We start from the raw sequence: 18267 nt of genomic DNA on the forward strand, positions 1-18267 counted from the left end.
ATCGAGAACCCCGAACCCGACCGAACCGCACTCGGCCGGACGCCGCGCGTTTATCGTGCTGGCCGGCACGTCCGCCGGCGCGACCCTGCTTGGCGGGTTATCCGCGTGCGGCGGCTCGGTCAGCGAGCCGGACGCTCCCGCGCCGGTCTCGCCGCCGGTGGTGCAGGATCCGATCTGGGGCACCTCGGGCGCAGCGACGCAGATCATCGCGTCGCTGAAAAGCATCACCCAGTCGATGTTCCCCACACGCGACTACCTCGTCACCCAGTACGGAGCGCAGCCCTGCTCCGTGATCGCCGCGACCAATCCGTACACGGGCGCCGCATCGCTCGCGAGCCCCGGCTCGGAGCACACCAACGCCATCGGCTCGTTCGATTCGCGGCCCGCGTTTCTCGCCGCGATCCAGGCCTGCAACGCGGCGGGCGGCGGCCGCGTGATCGTGCCGTCCGGCACGTGGTACTGCGCCGGACCGATCGTGCTGTTGAGCAATGTGAACTTCCACCTCAGCGCGAACTGCACGATTTACTTCAGCCCGAATCCCGCCGACTACGCGAAGGACGGCCCCGTCGACTGCGGCGCCAACGGCAAGCTGTTCTTTAGCCGCTGGCAGGCCAACGACTGCCTGAACTTCGGCTCGCCGGTCTACGCGCGCAACCAGACCAACATCGCGCTGACCGGCGAAGACGCCACCTCGGTGCTCAACGGTCAGGCCATGACGCCGTTCACCGGCACGGGCAACACCGCCGCCTGCTGGTGGACCTTCAAGGGATCGAACGGGGCATACGGCTGCGTGAATTCGTCGACACCGTCGCAGGCTTACCTCAATCCGAACAACGTCGATCTGAAGACCGCCGCGCCGGCCATTTCCGACGCGCTCTACGCGCAGCTGACGAGCCCGACCACGCCGTGGCAGGAGGACCAGAACTACCTGCCCGCGCTATCCGAGGCGGGGGTTCCGATCGCCAAGCGGATCTTCGGTGTCGGGCATTACCTGCGGCCGTGCATGGTCGAATTCCTCGGCTGCACCAACGTGCTGATGGAGAACTACTGCACCAACAACACGCCGTTCTGGCAGCACCATCCGACCGATTGCAAGAACGTCGTGATTCGCGGCGTGACGACCAACAGCATCGGCCCGAACAACGACGGCTTCGATCCGGACGCGTGCGACAACGTGCTGTGCGACAGCGTGACCTTCAACACCGGCGACGATTGCATCGCGATCAAATCCGGCAAGGATCTCGACACGCAATACGGTCCCGCGCAGAACCACGTGATCCAGAACTGCACGATGAATAGCGGCCACGGCGGCATCACGCTCGGCAGCGAAATGGGCGGCGGCGTGCAGAACATCTACGCGCGCAACCTGCAGATGCTCAATCAGAACTGGGCGACCAATCCGCTGAACATCGCGATTCGCATCAAGACGAACATGAATCGCGGCGGCTTCGTGAAGAACTTCTATGTCGATACGGTCACGCTGCCCAACGGCGTCAGCCTGAAAGGCGCGGGCTACGGCAGCGCGTTGCTGAGCGGCAGTCCGATCAACGGCACCGTGCCGCTCGGCGTGGTCACGGCGACGGCGGCCAACCCGTCGGCGGCCCAGGGCGGGCTGATTACGTTCGACTGCGACTACCAGCCTGCCAACGATGCGATCCGGACCCGTCCGGCGGTGGTGCAGAACGTCAACATCTCGAACGTGCAGGCAAGCAACGTGACGGTCAATGGCGCGACGGGCTCGTGCTTCCAGGCGATCGTCGCACAGGGGCCGGTCGCTTTCGACTACAACGGCCCTACTCCGGCGCCGACCGTTCCGCCGATCACCGGCGTCACGATCTCGAACTGCAATCTTGGCACGGCCGTGTGCGCCGGACCGGCTAGCGCGAGCACGCCGGGACCGATCTACGCGTACAACGTCAACGGCATCAAGTTGAACAACGTCGTGATCGGCTCGACGACCTATAACACGACGGTCGTCGATCAGCGGTAAGCGCGAACCCGCCGGGGCGAAGGGCATTGTCCTTCGCCCCGCTTTCTTGTGCGCTGCAGTCCGTACGCACGGGGCTGCATTGAGCCGCACCGGGTCGCGAATCTGACTGGACAAGAGTAGCAGCCAAGAAACGACATCAGTTACCTCGAAGCGCAGCGCCGCTGACGAACGCTCAGATGGCATGCCTGTTTGTCGCAGCACCAGCCCGGCAATTCAAAAAAACATCTTTCAGACGGGAACAACTGCGCGAAGGCTTTCATGTGCCGCATGCACGGCATGCGAATCACCAGCATCGAGCGGCTTCAGGATCTTTTCCGATCGAATGGCGCGGTGATCGAAATGATCGAACTGCGTGCCGCTGGAGAACGGCAGCCGGTATTGAATCCGCTAGGCGAATGCATGGCACGCTCAAGACGGAACCGCTCTTGCGCAAGCCCGCCCACCTGCGCCAGGCGCGCCGCGATGGTCAGGCAGTCAGTGCGGATCCACAACAAGGAACGTCCGCATCAGTCATTAAAATGCAGAACGCCCGATGAAGTACATCGGGCGTTTTTTTACCACCACAAAGCTTTCAACCTATAGCAGGACAGGGCACCGCTCCGCTCGATCTAACCAAGCGGATCCACCATCGTTTACTTCGCGCCAACAGCCGCCGTACCCGTTGCCGTCCACTTCGGCTCGGGCATCTTGCCGGGGTTTTTCGCCAGCAGGCACACCACGACGGCGGCAATCAGGTCGAATACGGCCAGCACCACGAACAACGGGCTGTAACCGATCTGCGTGACCAGCACGCCGAACAGTGCCGTGAATGCCGCCGCGCCGAGATAGCCTGCCATGCCGCCCATACCCGTCGCAGTGGCGACTTCGTTCTTGCCGAACATATCGGACGTGATCGCGTACAACGCACCCGACAGCGTCTGGTGCGCGAAACCGCCGACGCACAGCAACGCCACCGCCATATACGGACTCGCCACCAGACCGACACACGCCGGTCCGATCATGAACAACGCGCCGACCACGAACACCATCTTGCGCGACGTGAACAGCGAGACCTTCGCGTACTTGTGGAACAGCGGGCTCAGATAACCGCCGAGCACGCAGCCGATGTCCGCGGCCAGAAACGGCATCCATGCAAACAGCGCGACTTCCTTCAGGTTCATATGACGCTCGGTCATCATGTAGAGCGGAATCCACGCGTTGAAGGTCTGCCAGGCCGGCTCGGACAGAATGCGCGGAATACCGATTGCCCAGAAGTCACGGCTGACCAGCATTGCGCGCCAGCTGCGCTTCGGTACGCCGGCGTCGCTATGCTTCGCTTCCTGCCCGCTGAGGATGTACTCGCGCTCCTGCTCGCCCAGCAGCTTCTGCTTGCGCGGATGCTTGTACAGCACCATCCACAGCACGCTCCAGACGATCCCCGCGACGCCGACGATCACGAACGCCAGTTGCCACTGCCCGCGCAACAGCGCCCAGACCACCAGCGGCGGCGCCAGCAATGCGCCGATCGACGAGCCGATGTTGAACCAGCCGATCGCCACCGAGCGTTCCTTGGCCGGAAACCATTCGCTCGTCGCCTTCACGCCAGCCGGAATGCCCGCCGCTTCGGCCAGGCCGAGCAAGCCGCGGAAAAACGCGAGGCTGCGCCAGCCCGTGGCCCACGCGGCCGCCGCGCACGCCAGCGACCAGGCGAGCGCGAACGCCGCAAAGCCGAGCTTGGTGCCGACGGTGTCGAGCACGAAGCCCGCGACCGGCTGCATGAACGCATAGCAAAGCTGCCATGCGACGACCACGTGAGCGTACTGCTCGGTGGTGATGTTGAGGTCCTTCATCAACGTCGGTGCAGCGACCGACAGCGTATTGCGCGCGAGGTAATTGATGATGAGCCCGGCCGCAACCAGACTGACCATCCACCAGCGGATACCCTTGATTCTCATGACTGTCTCCTCGTAATGCCGCGCCTGTCAGACCGGCCGTGCTGCTTGCGCGGCGGAACCGTCCGAACCTGCGTCGTCGCGCGAATAGTCGATACCGACAAAGCTGCCGCCCTGGAAGCGTTGACCCAACGCGTCGAGCGGATTCGGCCGCGCCAGGATCTCCGCGGCGTAGTCTTCGGAATTCTGGGTCGGCTGATAACCCAGACGCTCGGCGCCGCTGTTGTCCCACCAGCTGCGCGTGTTGGCCGACACACCCCAGATGGTCAGGAAGCCGACGTTTTCTGCTTCGACGCAGCGGTCGAGGAAGTGCATCAGGTCACGATGGCCGAACCAGGTGCTCAGGTGGCGCGGTTCGGTCGGCCGATCAAGGCAGCTGCCGATGCGCACGCACACACTCTCGATACCGTGCTTGTCCCAGTACATGCGCGCGAGCGCTTCGCCCCACACCTTGCTCAGCCCGTAGAAGCCGTCCGGGCGCAGCTCGCAGTCGAGCGCGAGCCGCTCGGTGAGCGGGTACATGCCGATCGCGTGATTCGAGCTGGCGAACACGATGCGCTTCACGCGTTGCCGGCGTGCGCCCTCGTACACCTCGACCAGGCCGCGCAGATTGTTCTCGATGATTTCCGGCAGCGGGCGCTCGACGCTCGTTCCCGCGAAGTGGATCAGCACGTCCACGCCTTCGAGCAGACGATCGACGACCGCCGGATCGCGCAGGTCGCCGTGCATCACGTCCTCGCCTTCGACGAGAGGTGTCAGGGCTTTCGAGCCGGCCGCCGAACGCAGCGGCGTGCCGCGCGCAATCATTGCAGCGCGCACGACGGAGCCGAGCTGGCCGCCTGCGCCACTCAGGGCAATCTTTTTCATAAGGGGGTTCCTTTACTGCGCCGCGCGCAATCGAACTGGGGGTACAGCTAGCGGTCGGGCGACGGCGGATGGCGCCTGCGTAACCTGCGTTAGTTGTACGATAACGTACTATCAACGATGCAAAAGCGGATTTCAACTCGGCATTTACCCTTGGTCCACCGTGAGCAAAAAACGCTTTTCTTTGCCAAACAGGTACATAGGTCTACCTTATTTATGTGATGTCGTATAACTAAAGGCTAAAGTTTTTCCCTGCGATGCCGTCATCCTCGCACCGCGCCGATCCCAGCCGCGGCAGCCGCCCGCAAGCACGCGTAGACTTGTCCCGCTGATGCACGCGTGAAACGGCTACGCCGCCATCGCCACCGTAGTCGCCGCTCGCCCCCCTTGGAGCCCGCTTCATTTCCAGTACAGCACGTCACGATGCCCAACACCAACCGCTCAGTGCAAGCCGTCGGCCTGCCGACCGAATCCGCCGTCGCGAGGCTGTACAACGCGCCGGATCTCGCCGACGCATATGCGGTCCGCCTGCCCGACAACGCGATCGACGACCCGGAATTGCTGGCGCGCTTTCTGTTCGCGCATCAGGCGGGCTGGGTGGCGAAACTGCTGGCATTGCGCGATGCGCTCGTCGCGCGCGTCGGGCTCAAGACGACGAAGCAGCTGCGCTCGCAAGGTTCGGGCGGCTCGCGTGAGCGCGTCGACATCTTCAGGATCTTCACGCGCAGCGCGCACGAAATCATTCTCGGCGAGAACGACAGTCATCTGGACTTCCGGGTGTCGGTGCTGCAGCAAACCCGTCATACGCGCGACGGCCGTTCGCGCTATCTGGTGCTGTCGACCGTCGTGCATTGCCATAACAGGCTCGGGCGTTTTTATATTCTCGCGATCGCGCCGTTCCACCGGCTGGTGGTGCGCTCGGCATTGCGGCGAGCGGCGCGCGTCGGCTGGCCGACTGCGTGAGCGGCGCGAGTATCCGGTGAACGAGTGCGGAGTTCGAGGCGCGCGCCTGGATGCATGGATCATGACGCGCGAGGTTTAGGACCAAGGTAAACGCGGTCGCGGTCGCGGATGCGGTCGCGGATGCGGGCGGCACGGCGCGGCCATCACCGCCCGCTCGCGCCGCCCGCCTCATTCGCGCTTGCACCCGGGCTAGCGCGCATCACCGCATCACGAGCCGATAAACTCCAGCAGGTCCGCATTCACCTTGTCGGCCTCGACCGTGCACATGCCGTGCTGGCCGCGCGGATATACCTTCAGCGTCGCGTTTTTCACGATCTTCGCGGTCTGCCGGCCCGCCGCGTCGATCGGCACGATCTGGTCATCGTCGCCGTGCAACACCAGGGTCGGCACGTCGATCTTCTTCAGATCTTCCGTGTAGTCCACTTCGGAGAACTGCTTGATGCAGTCGTACAGCCCCTTGATCGAGCCGGCCATGCCCTGCCGCCAGAACGAATCGATCACGCCCTGCGACACCTTCGCGTCCGGCCGGTTGTAGCCATAGAACGGCATCCCCAGGTCCTTGAAAAACTGCGAGCGATCGTCGACCACGCCCTTGCGGATGCCGTCGAACACGTCGATCGGCGTACCGTTCGGATTGTTGTCGGTCTTCACCATCAGCGGCGGCACCGCGCCGATCAGCACAGCCTTCGCGACGCGCTGCGTGCCATGCCGGCCGATGTAGTGCGCCACTTCGCCACCACCGGTCGAATGGCCGACCAGCGTGGCGTCCTTCAGATCGAGATGTTCGATCAGCGCGGCGAGATCGTCGGCGTAGGTGTCCATGTCGTTGCCGTCCCACGTTTGCTCGGACCTGCCGTGACCGCGGCGGTCATGCGCGATCACGCGAAAGCCCTTGCTGCCGAGGAACAGCATCTGCGCATCCCACGCGTCCGCGGTCAACGGCCAGCCGTGCGAGAACACGACCGGGCGCCCTTTGCCCCAGTCCTTGTAGAAAATTGCCGTACCGTCTTTCGTCTTGATCGTGCTCATCTGCTGACTCCTGGTGGATGAAGTCTGCCGTCGCCGGCAGGTGGATGAAGCTTGGCTCTCGAACATACGCGCGGCGCATGACAGGACGCCCGTTCAGGCACGGCCCAAGCTGCGCTGCATTTTCATGACGGATTCGCGGCGCGCGCCGCAGGTTTTGCTCACGGGCGCGTCGGCATGACTATTCGAAACGAATAACGGGGAATAACGACTTGATGGCTACGCGGCGTACGTGCCGCTCGAGCGTGAATCTGCCCGGCAACACGGCCAGTTGGCTTCGTGCATGGTAGAGGCTAACTCGTCCGATGGCTAGCCGGCGCGAGGGCGGAAGTCGGTTCGGACGGACGGATTGTCGGTTGACGACGAACACCGACCCGCCGCCGGCGCAGCCGCGCCAACCTGTGCGACTGACATGGCGAAGTCGAGCGACTCACAGGCAAGCCGCGTCGCTGCGAACCGGCGTGCCCGAAGGCGGTGAAGCGCGACGAAGCGTTGCGCGCCGCATTGCTGCAGCGCGGTTGATTGACGCAGTTTCAGCCCAGGCAGACCTGACGCACCCCGCAAGTCGATCATAAAAACTTGATACGCATCAATGCCTTGCGCCCGAAAAACTTAAAAGCCACGTAAAACAAGGCGGTTTTTTGACGCACGTCGCGTCGCAACAAAGAGCCCGCTCATCGCCTACGCTTGCGCCATCTGCTCGCCGCAGTGCGCACCGACACCGGTCGACGCGCGTAGTCCGCCCAGGCGGCCCTCACGCACAAAACGCTCATGAACTCCGCAATATCGGCATTCGATCTCGCCCGCATCCAGTTTGCGTTCACCGTCTCGTTTCACATCATGTTTCCGGCGCTCAGCATCGGCCTCGCCAGCTTCATCGCCGTCCTCGAATGGCGCTGGCTGAAAACCGGTAAGGCGTACTACAAAGATCTTTGCCTGTTCTGGTCGAAGATCTTCGCAGTCGCCTTCGGCATGGGCGTCGTCTCCGGCGTCGTGATGAGCTATGAGTTCGGCACCAACTGGTCGGGCTTCTCCAGTTTCGCGGGCCCCATCACCGGCCCCTTGCTGATGTACGAGGTGATGACCGCGTTCTTCCTCGAAGCGGGCTTCCTCGGCATCATGCTGTTCGGCTGGCAGCGCGTGAGTTCGCGCGCGCACTTCGGCGCCACGCTGATGGTGGCGCTCGGCACGCTGATTTCGACCTTCTGGATTCTCGCGTCCAATAGCTGGATGCAAACGCCGCAAGGCTTCAAGGTCGAGAACGGCCACGTCGTGCCGCTCGACTGGTTCAAGATCATCTTCAATCCGTCGTTCCCGTACCGGCTCGCGCATATGGCGATCGCCGCGTTCATCGTCGCGGGACTGGTGGTGGCGGCGGTCGGCGCATGGCATCTGCTGCGCGGACGGCGCGATCCGGCCGTGAAGAAGATGTTCTCGATGGCCCTCTGGCTGCTCTTGATCCTCACGCCGGTCCAGGCGTTCGTCGGCGATCAGCACGGTCTGAACACGCGCGAATATCAGCCGGCCAAGATCGCCGCGATCGAAGGTCTGTGGGACACCGAGAAAGGCGGCACCGCGCTGAACCTGTTCGGCATTCCCGACATGAAGGCGGAGACCACGCGCTACGCGGTGTCGGTTCCGCATCTGGGCAGCGTGATCCTCACGCATAGCTGGGATGGCGAAATTCGCGGCCTCAAGGAATTCCCGCCACAAGACCGCCCGAACTCGACGGTGGTGTTCTGGAGCTTTCGCATCATGGCCGGGCTCGGCATGCTGATGATCGCGATGTCGCTGCTTGCCTGGGCGCTGCGCCGCCGCGGACGTCTGTTCGAATCGAAGTGGTTCCAGCGTTTCGCGGTCGCGATGGGCCCGACCGGCTTCATCACGCTGCTGGCGGGCTGGGTCACGACCGAAGCGGGCCGCCAGCCGTGGGTCGTGTACGGCGTGATGCGCACTTCGCAGGCCGTGTCGCCGTTGACCACGCAGCAGGTCGGCATCTCGCTGATGGCCTTCGTGGTGGTCTACTTCCTTGTGTTCGGCACCGGCATCTACTACATGCTCAAGCTGATTCGCTCGGGTCCGGCGCTGCCGGGAGACACGCCGCACGGCGTGCCCCGCCACGAGCCGAACCAGACCGCACGCCGCCCACTGTCCGCCGCCGATCAGTTGATCGACGCCGCCTGAGCCCAACCCCAACCGCTTGCGAGAAAGAAAATGGATGTAACCGTCGTATGGGCCGCGATCATCGCGTTGGGCCTTTTCATGTACGTCGTGCTGGACGGCTTCGATCTGGGTATCGGCATCGTCTTCCCGTTCTTCCCCGACGAGAAGGAACGCGACCTGATGATGAACACTGTCGCGCCGGTGTGGGACGGCAACGAAACCTGGCTGGTGCTCGGCGGCGCCGCGCTGTTCGCGGTGTTTCCGCTGGTGTATTCGACCGTGCTGTCCGCGCTGTATCTGCCGCTGATCTTCATGCTGGTGTGCCTGATCTTTCGCGGCGTGTCGTTCGAGATCCGCGCCAAGGCCAATCGCACGAAGCATCTGTGGGATCTGGCGTTCATCGGCGGCTCGGCGGGGGCAACCTTCTTCCAGGGCATCGTGCTGGGCGCGTTCCTGCAAGGCATCCCGATGATCGACGGCAGCTATGGCGGCGGCGCCTTCGGCTGGCTCACGCCGTTCAGCCTGCTCACGGGCCTCGGGCTCGTCGTGACCTATGCGCTGCTCGGCTGCTGCTGGCTCGTGACGAAAACCGAAGGCGATCTGCAGCGCCGGCTGCATCGCGTGGTGTGGCCGCTCACGCTGGTGCTGCTCGGCTTCATCGCGATGGTCAGCCTGTGGGCCCCCTTGCAGGACCCGACGATCGCGCAACGCTGGTTCCATGACGGCATCTTCTACCGCTTGCTGCCGGTGCCGTTCCTCGTCGCGATCTGCGCGTTCTTCATGCATCGCGCGGTGCGTGAGCGCCATCACAACACGCCGTTCGCGCTCGCGCTGCTGCTGGTGCTGCTCGGCTACGCGGGGCTGCTGGTGAGCCTGTGGCCGTATGCGATTCCGTCGACCGTGACGCTGTGGGAAGCCGCCGCGCCACGCTCCAGCCAGACCTTCACGCTGGCCGGCGCAGCGGTGATTCTGCCGATCATCGTCGCCTATACGACGATGGGTTATTGGGTATTTCGAGGCAAGGTGCGTCATGGCGACCAACATCACTACCATTGAGCGGCGCGGCTTGCCCGACGTCCGTCACGCGTCCCCGGTGCAGGCGCGCAAACTGCCGGGCTGGCTATGGTTCATCGCGCTGTGGTGCTTCGGCGTCGCGTCGGCGGTGTCGCTCGGATTCGCGTTCAAGCTTCTGATGAATGCGACGTTGTTCGCGGTCAAATAGGCGCGGCCGAAGCGCGACCGGGCAGCGGCCGGAGCGGGCTTTCAGCCGGCGCGCATAAGCTGCGCAAAGCTGCCCGCACGGCTTCAAAAAAATGCCCGCGCGGCTCGTCTACGTAGCAAGCCGGAACCTATGCGCGGGGAGACCTGCCTTACACATGACGTGGCGCATCGAAGCAGCCGGCGAACGCAACGATAGAGCGTCACTCGCGCGGGCCGCCGCAAGGCGCGCCGCGCCGCCGCTCGGCGCAGCAAACGCGGGGTAGCCGGCCATGATGCGGTTCACGAGAACAGAAGTACAACGAGACCCTACTACGGCGGTAGTCCACAACGGGCAGGCCCGACTCGCGGAGACATCATGAAGTTTCTTGTAGCCGACGACCATGAACTGATCCGGCAAGGCGTCAAGGGCATGCTGCGCGGTTTCGATCCCGACGCGCAGTTCGACGAAGCCGATAGCTGGGAAACCCTCGCCACCGCCGCGCGGCCCGACGCCGATCACGATCTTGCGATCGTCGATCTGCATATGCCGGGCATGAGCGGCGCCTCTTCGCTCGAAGCGCTGTTGAAGGCGAATCCCGCGCTACCGGTGGTCGTGCTGTCCGCCGAGGAATCGCCGGACGAAATGCGCGCGGTGCTGGCCGCCGGCGCGCTCGGCTTCGTGCCGAAGCGGCAGCCCGCCAGCGTGATGCTCAAGGCGATCGAACTGGTGTTGTCCGGCGGCGCTTATGTGCCGATGGAAGCACTGAGCCTGCTGGGCTCGCGCGACACGCGGGCGGCGCCCGGCCATGGCGACGCAGCCACGGCCGGATTCGCCGGATTGCCGGGTCAGGACAGTGCCGGCCAGGGCGCAGGCGCGCTCACCGAATCCCTCACCGAACCCATTACGCAGGTGCCGTCGCTGCAGCCGCATCAGCAGCATCTGCTGGAAAATCTGTCGCCGCGTCAGCAGGACATCATGCGGCTCGTCCATCGCGGCTGGACCAACAAGATGATCGCGCGCGACCTGGGCGTCGCGGAAGGCACGGTCAAGGTGCATCTGTCGGTGATCTTCCGGGCGCTCGGCGTGCATAACCGGTCGACGGCGATCGCGGTGATCAATGGGTGGCTGGAGGCGGGGAAGACTTTGTAGGGTTCCTGCCGGGCTGTTGAGCGTCATACTGCCGCCCTCTCGCTGGATTCTTGCTGTCCCTCTTGCTGTCCCTCTTGCTGTCCCTCTTGCTGTCCCTCTTGCTGTCACTCTTGCTGTCACTCTTACGGCGCTCGCTGCCTGGCAGCGCTTGCCGCGCTTGTGCCCTTTGCAGCAAAAGAATGGCGACAGGCGGCCACGACGCCCAATGCTGCCGCCCACCACCTTTACTCGTGCGATTCGCTCCGCGACTGCGCCTGCGAGCCGCCCCCCGCGGCACGCGGCGCCCCACCCGCCGCGTCCCCTGTCGCGCGCGGCGTCGCGCCACTGCGCGCCTCATCGCCCGTGACGTCCTCACGCAACGCCGGCGTCCCCACCGCCCGTCCCTTGTCCAGCTCCGCCTGCTGCCACAGCATCTCCAGCGTGCGCCGCAATCGCGCGGGCGTCACCGGCTTGTGCAGCACCGGAATGCCCTGCAAGGCAAGCGCCGCCAACTCCGCCGACGCCATGTCGCCGGTAATCAGCAAGGTCACCACGTTGTCGTGCCCCGCGCGCGCGAGCACACCGCGCACAGCCGTCAGCGCCTGCGCGCCGGTCCGGTGATTTGCCAACTGGTAGTCGCACAGCACCGCATCCGGCACGAAGCCGTTTTCGAGTGCCGCGAGCGCCTGGGCCTCATCGCGCGCGCCTAGCACGCTGCAACCCCACCGCCCCAGCAGACTCGCGAGTCCTTCGAGAATCGACGGTTCGTCGTCGATGCAGAGCACGTGCCGCCCCTGCGCCGACGGACCGCCCGCCACCGCTTCGTTCAGGCTCGCGACGATTCCGCCGGGGTCGCCCGCCTGCACCGGAAAGCGGAACACGGACCCGCGGCCCGGCGCGGAGCGCAATTGCAGTTCGCCGCCGAGCATGTCGACCAGCCGTTTCACCGTCGGCAGCCCCAGGCCGTGACCCTGCCGCGCATCGCGTTGCGGATTGGCGACCTGATAGAACTCTTCGAAAATACGCCCGTGCTCTTCGGCCGGAATGCCGATGCCCGAATCGCGCACTTCGATGTAGCCGCCCGACACCCGTCCCGCGCGGCGAAAGCCCAGCCAGATCGCCCCTTCCTCGGTGTAGCGCACCGCGTTCGACAGCAGGTTGCTCAGCACGCGTTCGAGCAGCACCGGATCGTCGTAGACGACCATCGTGGTCGGCGCGATCCGCAGCGCGAGTCCCTTGGCCGCGGCCTGCGGGCGGTACTGACTGCCGACCCGCTCGAACAGTTCGGAAAGCCGGAAATGCAGGCGGATCACCTGGGTCACGCCGCTTTCGAGCCGCGCGAGATCGAGCACCTGGTTGAACAGCTGATTCAGCGCCTCGACGTTGTAGACGATGTGTTCGGCGGTTTTAGCGTGCTGCGCGGGCGTCGCCGCCGTGTCGTTGAGCGAGGCCGCGAGCAGGCCGATCGCGTGCAGCGGCTGACGCAAATCGTGGCTCGCGGCCGCAAAAAAACGCGTCTTCGCGAGACTCGCCTCTTCTGCGACGTCCTTTTGCGCCGCCAGCGATTGCGCCAGGTACTGCTGATCGACCCGCGCCTGCACGACCTGGCGGAACAGCTTGCGATAGCTCATCGCGTACACATTGATCGCGCAGAAGAAGAACGCGAGGACGATCGCGAGGATCGTGCGGTCGAACGTGTGCGAGCCGAAATGCAGCACGATCGACGGAAACAGCAGGAATGGGATCGCGGTGGAGAAGTTCAGGAGATCGAAACCGTTCGACATGAACACGCCGGCCGCGAGCGTGACCAGCATCACCGTATGCAGCAACGGCAAATCGGTTTGAGGACTCTGGAACGCGAACCACACCGCGAAGCCTGGCCCGCTGTACAACAGCACGCCGCGCAGCGCGTGCAGATAGATCCAGTCGCGCGGCGAGACCAGATGCGGATAGCGCCGGTTGAAGATCCACAGCGCGAGGCTGCCGCAATTGGCCGCCGCATAGAAGCTGAAGCACGCGACAAACAGCGGCGGCGACGGGATTCTCGGCCAATAGATCGCCACCAGCACCGCGATCGAAAACCAGTGCGAAAAGAAAGCGATCGGATCTTGCGCGTACAGCACGCGCACCAGATCTTCGTCGATGGCACGCTGGATCGGGTCGGCCCGCATCGCGCGGTCTCCTTGTCGGGCACGGCAATTTCGGTGAGGGGCGCGCAAGCCCGGCGCATCGGGCGCGTCCGGCGGCCCGGGCGGGACGAACCGCGCGTGGTGCGCGGCGGGACCGCATCCGGCGCGGCGTGATTGTGCAGCGGCGAAGCAACTCGCACGGGGCGGCGGTCCGGTTCAGCCGATGCCCTCTCATCAGACGAATAACCGCTCTCTCGTCAGAAGGTTTACCCGGCAGTTTACCCATCAGCTAACACTTAATCCATATAGGCGCGGGCGTCGCCACGAACCATACTGGATTCACGTTCCAGCGCGGCTTCAAGTTTCATCGTCGATGTACCGGCCCGCAGCCGAGGCTCACCGCGCTCCTTGCCTTACCCCCAGACGGAGGTTTTCATGGGCGCAGTTCAGGGCTACGAGTTCGTCCGCAATCTCGACGATGCGATCCTGCCCGACCTATGGCGCAGGCGTACCCGCTTGTCGGCCGACGAAATGGTGTCGATGGTCGAACTGGTGAAGCGGGCGCTGCGCACCTATCACCCGGTGGAATTGCAGGCGCTCGGCGAGGACAAGGAAGAACTGGTCGCCCAGTTCATCTACGCGAAAGTGCTGCGCCTCGCGCCGGGTCACACGGAAACCCACGCTTGCGCCGAGAGCGCGCCGTCCAACGGCTACGCGGTGTGCGCATATTTCCGCCGCTATCTGATCGACTGTCTGCGCAGCGCCGGCCATCAACGCAACGTGTCGATGGAAAACGAAGGCATGGCGCAGGAAATCGATCTGCATGCCCAGGCGCTGGAAGACCCGGTGCAAAGCGTGCTGCTGCAATACGGCCTCAACGAACAGCGCGTGCGGCTCGCGGCGCGCGCATTCATCGAAAGCCTCGACGAGCCCGAGCGCATCGTGCTGGCCGGCAGCCTCGGCTGGTGCTCGGAAGGCAAAGGCGGGCTGTCGGCGGTCGCGGCCCAGCATCGGGTGCCCTCCTATCACTATCGTGCGGTCAAGCTCGGCGTCACGATGAAAAAGACGGGCGGCGCCGAGGATTTTTCCAATACCAAGATCGGCCGCTGGCTCACGGACGTGCTCGGCATCGCGATCGACATCGACAATCGCGCGGCCATTCTGCTCGCGCTGAACCTGCTCGCCGCCGAATCGAGCGATAGCGAAATGAATGAAGCAGCGGCTTAAACGAACATGACGAAGCTGCCTCGCCTGCGCGCCTCGACGCACCGCTTCGCGACACGCCGTGCGAACGCCGCAGGGGCCGCGAGGAGTTCACGCGCCATTCACGGCGCGCTTTTTTTGTGACCGCGCACCGCCTACGATAAAAAAGCCGCCGCCGCGCACCGTCTTCCTTCCGAAGTCCGGCCTCCATTCCCCGCATTCGATTCCACACGAGGTGGTCCTGATGAACCGCTTATCGAGCGCCCCGACGGCGTTGCAAGCTCATTACGAGGTGGTCGTGGTGGGCTCGGGTTACGGTGGTGCGATTGCCGCGAGCCGCATGGCGCGCGCCGGCCGCAGCGTGTGCGTGCTCGAACGCGGGCGCGAATTCATGGCCGGCGAATTTCCGCGCACGCCGTTACAGGGCGCCACACAGATCCAGTACAACACCGCCGCCGCGCACATCGGCTCGCCGCTCGCGCTGATCGAAGTGCACGTGAACGAGGACGTGAACGCGGTGGTCGGCTGCGGCCTTGGCGGCACCTCGCTGATCAACGCGAACGTCGCGCTCGAAGCCGACCCGCGGCTATGGGACGACGCGCGCTGGCCGGCCGCGTTGCGCGCCGACAAGACGGGCCGCGATCGCGGCTATGCGCTGGCGCGCGCGATGCTGCAACCGTCGAGCGTGCCCGACGACTTTCCGGCGCTGCCGAAATTGCAGGCGCTCGAAAAATCCGCGCAGGCACTCGGCATGGCTGACCGCTTCAGCCGCCCGCCGATCACCGTCACCTTCGAGTCACGCACGAACGCCGCGGGTGTCGAGCAGAAGGCCTGCGTGGGTTGCGGCGATTGCAACTCCGGTTGCAACTACGACGCGAAAAATTCGACGCACATGAATTATCTGCCCGATGCTCTCGCGCACGGCGCGCAGATTTTCACGGGCGCCGCGGTGCATTCGGTGACGCGCGAGCCCGGCTCGCAGCAATGGAAGGTCGGCTTCCAGCTGGTGCAGCTCGGACGCGAAAGCTATGACGCACCCGATCTGTTCGTGAGCGCGGATATCGTCATCGTGTCGGCCGGCACGATCGGTTCGACGGCCTTGCTGCTGCGCTCGCGCAAGGAAGGGCTGAGCACCTCGGACATGCTCGGCCAGCATTTCACCGGCAATGGCGACGTGCTCGCCTTCGCGTACAACACCGACGACACGATCAATGGCGTCGGCTGGGGCTCGCACGAGCCAGGCGAGATTGCGCCGGTCGGGCCGACCATTACCGGCCTCATCGACAATCGCGGCACCCCTAACGTGACAGACGGCTACGTGATCGAAGAAGGCTCGCTCGCCGGGCCGGTCGGCGCGGCGCTGGTCGGCATGCTCGGCGGCGCTGCGCCGCTCGAAGGCGAAGACGTGGGCGGGCCGCGCTCGCTGCATGACCGGCTCGCCTACGACGCGCGCGTGATCGAGAGTTTGCTGCGCGGTCCGTATCACGGCGCGCTCAACCATACGCAGAGCTACCTGGTGATGGCGCACGACGACGAAAGCGGCCAGATCAGCGTCGACGACAAGGGCCGCGCGCGCATCGCGTGGGAGAACGCGGGCAAGCAGCCGATCTTTCAAACGGTCGAAGACGCGCTGAAGCAGGCGACCGTGCCGCTCGGCGGCAAATACATGCGCAATCCGATTTCCACCGATCTTCTCGGCAACCGGACCGTCACCGTGCATCCGCTCGGCGGCTGCGGAATGGGCGAGGATGCCGGACACGGCGTGGTCGATCATATGGGCCGCGTGTTCAGCGGCGTGGCAGGCGGTGCGGTGCACGAGGGCCTGTATGTGATGGACGGCGCGGTGATGCCGATGTCGCTCGGCGTCAATCCGCTCCTGACCATTTCCGCGATGGCCGAGCGCAATTGCGCACTGCTCGCGGCTTCGCATGGCTGGACGATCGACTATGCGTCCAAGGGCGCCGCTGTGCCACCGCCCGCGCAACAGATCGGCTTGCGCTTCACGGAGATGATGGTCGGCACTTACACGCCGGTCGTTCCAGGCAATGCGGGCGGCGCCGCCACGAGCCCGATCGAGTTCACGCTGACCGTCGAATCGGACGATCTGGCCGATATGATCGGCAATCCGCAACATCTCGCCCGCACCGCCGGCACGCTGACCTGCGCCGCTCTGTCCGCGCAACCGATGACGATCACCGAGGGCACGTTCAATCTGTTCGTCGTCGACGCATCGGACGTGGACGAGCGCGACATGAACTACCGGATGACGCTCAATGCCGTCGAGGGCAAGACGTACTATCTGAGCGGCCAGAAGATCATCACGCGTACGTCGCCGGTCAATCTGTGGGAACAGACCAATACGCTCTACGCCGAGTTTCGCGAGTCGCAACAGGCCGATGCGCCGGTGATCGGCAACGCGACGCTGATCATCACACCCGAAAACTTCCTCAAGCAGCAACGCACGCTTGAAGTTACCCATGCGCCCGATCTGAAGACGCGCCTCGAATGGACGCTGAAGTTCGGCAAGTTCTTCGCGGGCGTGCTGTTCGACGAATACGGCGGCGTGGCCGCGCCGCTGCAGTTCCTCGGCCCGAAGGCGGCGCCGCGTCTGAAGCGGTCGCTGCGCGCGCCGGTGCCGCAAATCGTTTTCTTCGACACGCCTGATGGAACCTCGCTGCGGCTCACCCGTTACGTCGACCCCGCCCGCAACGCGACGCGCCCCGTGCTGCTGATTCATGGCTCGGGCGTGTCGAGCCGCATCTTTTCCACCGACCTGATCGCGACCAACATGGTCGAATATCTGTGCGCGGCCGGCTACGATGTATGGCTCGTCGATCTGCGCGTCAGCATCGAAATGCCGAGCGTGCTGGTGCCGACCAATGTCGACAAGGTCGCTCGTGAGGACATCCCCGCCGCCGTCGCCAAGGTGCGCGAACTGACCGGCGCGCAGGAGATACAGGCGGTTGGTCACTGCCTGGGCGGGCTCGCGTTGAGCATGTCTTTGCTGTATGGACTCGAAGGCGTGCGCTCGGCGGTCATTTCGCAGGTGTCGACGCATCCGGTGCCGGGCACGCTGCAAAGGATCAAGGCCGGCCTGCATATCCCCGACATCATGCAGCATCTGAATGTGCGCGATCTGACCGCGTATACGCAGGACGCCTCGTGGCCGCAGAACCTGCTCGACGAAGCGCTGCGCCTCTATCCGATCGATGACGACGAGGGTTGCGGCAACCCGATCTGCCATCGCGCGACCTTTTTGTACGGCCTGCTCTATGAGCATGAAAAGCTGAACGAGACGCTGCATGCGAATCTGCAGGAATTGCTCGGCGTGCACGACGTCGAGGTCTTCAAACATCTGGCCGCGATGGTGCGCGCGGGCCGGGTCGTCGATGCCGAAGGCAGGGACGTTTATCTGACAGGCACGGACGGCATGAAGGGCCTGGAGGGCATGCGCCTGCCGATCGGGTTCATCCACGGCGATAGAAACGAAACCTATCTGCCGAAAAGCACCGAGCTGACTTTCGACATGCTCGTCAAGCACTTCCCCGAGCAACCCTACGAGCGGCATCTGATTCCGGGCTATGGACACATCGACTGTATTTTTGGCAAGGACGCGTCGGTGGATGTTTATCCGGTGATCGCGCGGTATCTGAACGCGCATTGACGTAG

General features: G+C 64.4%; 13 protein-coding genes. 9 read left to right on the top strand and 4 right to left on the bottom strand.

Annotation, left to right across the window (positions count from 1 at the left end):
• Positions 1 to 52 precede the first annotated feature (52 nt).
• Both P0D89_RS08155 and P0D89_RS08160 read left to right on the top strand, forming a co-directional pair.
• A complete protein-coding gene (locus P0D89_RS08155) occupies positions 53 to 1990 on the top strand; it encodes a glycoside hydrolase family 28 protein (RefSeq protein WP_408358915.1) in 1938 nt (645 codons plus the stop codon).
• Positions 1991 to 2179: 189 nt separating this feature from the next.
• Entirely contained in the window at positions 2180 to 2572 is a 393-nt protein-coding gene (locus tag P0D89_RS08160; RefSeq protein ID WP_408376409.1) for a hypothetical protein, read from the top strand.
• 50 nt (positions 2573 to 2622) lie between these two features.
• On the opposite strand, the gene P0D89_RS08165 is transcribed toward P0D89_RS08160, so the two are convergent.
• Together P0D89_RS08165 and P0D89_RS08170 are read right to left on the bottom strand one after the other, a co-directional pair.
• A complete protein-coding gene (locus tag P0D89_RS08165) occupies positions 2623 to 3924 on the bottom strand; it encodes an MFS transporter (protein WP_408358793.1) in 1302 nt (433 codons plus the stop codon).
• Positions 3925 to 3951: 27 nt separating this feature from the next.
• Positions 3952 to 4788: an NAD-dependent epimerase/dehydratase family protein gene (locus P0D89_RS08170; protein WP_408358795.1), complete on the bottom strand. Its 837-nt coding sequence runs from the start codon at positions 4786 to 4788 to the stop codon at positions 3952 to 3954.
• Between the two features lie 420 nt (positions 4789 to 5208).
• Here P0D89_RS08170 and P0D89_RS08175 point away from each other — a divergent pair, with 420 nt between their 5' ends.
• On the top strand, positions 5209 to 5748 hold the full coding sequence (locus P0D89_RS08175; protein WP_408358797.1) for a DUF2867 domain-containing protein: 540 nt from the start codon (positions 5209 to 5211) through the stop codon (positions 5746 to 5748).
• 207 nt (positions 5749 to 5955) lie between these two features.
• Here P0D89_RS08175 and P0D89_RS08180 read toward each other — a convergent pair whose 3' ends face one another.
• Complete coding sequence (locus tag P0D89_RS08180; RefSeq protein ID WP_408358798.1) at positions 5956 to 6777, bottom strand: alpha/beta fold hydrolase; 822 nt, start codon at positions 6775 to 6777, stop codon at positions 5956 to 5958.
• Between the two features lie 768 nt (positions 6778 to 7545).
• Between P0D89_RS08180 and P0D89_RS08185 the strand changes: the two genes are divergently transcribed.
• The 4 genes from P0D89_RS08185 to P0D89_RS08200 all read left to right on the top strand — a co-directional run bounded on the left by P0D89_RS08185 (position 7546) and on the right by P0D89_RS08200 (position 11287).
• The gene (locus P0D89_RS08185) at positions 7546 to 8958 is read left to right on the top strand and encodes a cytochrome ubiquinol oxidase subunit I (RefSeq protein WP_408358800.1); all 1413 of its coding nucleotides are present in this window, start codon (positions 7546 to 7548) and stop codon (positions 8956 to 8958) included.
• Positions 8959 to 8988: 30 nt separating this feature from the next.
• Complete coding sequence (gene cydB, locus P0D89_RS08190) at positions 8989 to 9993, top strand: cytochrome d ubiquinol oxidase subunit II (RefSeq protein WP_408358801.1); 1005 nt, start codon at positions 8989 to 8991, stop codon at positions 9991 to 9993.
• Complete coding sequence (locus P0D89_RS08195) at positions 9968 to 10159, top strand: hypothetical protein (RefSeq protein ID WP_408358803.1); 192 nt, start codon at positions 9968 to 9970, stop codon at positions 10157 to 10159. Before cydB ends, P0D89_RS08195 begins: the two co-directional genes overlap by 26 nt.
• 354 nt (positions 10160 to 10513) lie before the next feature.
• Positions 10514 to 11287, top strand: a complete 774-nt coding sequence (locus tag P0D89_RS08200; protein ID WP_408358805.1) for a response regulator — start codon at positions 10514 to 10516, stop codon at positions 11285 to 11287.
• 224 nt (positions 11288 to 11511) lie between these two features.
• Here the strand turns inward: P0D89_RS08200 and P0D89_RS08205 are convergent, their stop codons facing one another.
• Positions 11512 to 13437, bottom strand: coding sequence for an ATP-binding response regulator (locus P0D89_RS08205; protein ID WP_408358807.1), 1926 nt, complete (start codon positions 13435 to 13437; stop codon positions 11512 to 11514).
• Positions 13438 to 13830: 393 nt separating this feature from the next.
• Here P0D89_RS08205 and P0D89_RS08210 point away from each other — a divergent pair, with 393 nt between their 5' ends.
• The gene (locus P0D89_RS08210; protein ID WP_408358809.1) at positions 13831 to 14622 is read left to right on the top strand and encodes a hypothetical protein; all 792 of its coding nucleotides are present in this window, start codon (positions 13831 to 13833) and stop codon (positions 14620 to 14622) included.
• 220 nt (positions 14623 to 14842) lie between these two features.
• The gene (locus P0D89_RS08215) at positions 14843 to 18262 is read left to right on the top strand and encodes an alpha/beta fold hydrolase (protein WP_408358810.1); all 3420 of its coding nucleotides are present in this window, start codon (positions 14843 to 14845) and stop codon (positions 18260 to 18262) included.
• Positions 18263 to 18267 lie beyond the last annotated feature (5 nt).

This window comes from Paraburkholderia sp. RL18-085-BIA-A, from assembly GCF_046027075.1.
GTDB lineage: Bacteria > Pseudomonadota > Gammaproteobacteria > Burkholderiales > Burkholderiaceae > Paraburkholderia.

Bases quoted from the DNA above. Each gene is read 5' to 3' on its own strand.
- P0D89_RS08165 (WP_408358793.1), bottom strand. From the start codon at position 3,924: ATGAGAATCAAGGGTATCCGCTGGTGGATGGTCAGTCTGGTTGCGGCC.
- P0D89_RS08170 (WP_408358795.1), bottom strand. From the start codon at position 4,788: ATGAAAAAGATTGCCCTGAGTGGCGCAGGCGGCCAGCTCGGCTCCGTC.
- P0D89_RS08175 (WP_408358797.1), top strand. From the start codon at position 5,209: ATGCCCAACACCAACCGCTCAGTGCAAGCCGTCGGCCTGCCGACCGAA.
- P0D89_RS08180 (WP_408358798.1), bottom strand. From the start codon at position 6,777: ATGAGCACGATCAAGACGAAAGACGGTACGGCAATTTTCTACAAGGAC.
- P0D89_RS08185 (WP_408358800.1), top strand. From the start codon at position 7,546: ATGAACTCCGCAATATCGGCATTCGATCTCGCCCGCATCCAGTTTGCG.
- cydB (WP_408358801.1), top strand. From the start codon at position 8,989: ATGGATGTAACCGTCGTATGGGCCGCGATCATCGCGTTGGGCCTTTTC.
- P0D89_RS08195 (WP_408358803.1), top strand. From the start codon at position 9,968: ATGGCGACCAACATCACTACCATTGAGCGGCGCGGCTTGCCCGACGTC.
- P0D89_RS08200 (WP_408358805.1), top strand. From the start codon at position 10,514: ATGAAGTTTCTTGTAGCCGACGACCATGAACTGATCCGGCAAGGCGTC.
- P0D89_RS08205 (WP_408358807.1), bottom strand. From the start codon at position 13,437: ATGCGGGCCGACCCGATCCAGCGTGCCATCGACGAAGATCTGGTGCGC.
- P0D89_RS08210 (WP_408358809.1), top strand. From the start codon at position 13,831: ATGGGCGCAGTTCAGGGCTACGAGTTCGTCCGCAATCTCGACGATGCG.
- P0D89_RS08215 (WP_408358810.1), top strand. From the start codon at position 14,843: ATGAACCGCTTATCGAGCGCCCCGACGGCGTTGCAAGCTCATTACGAG.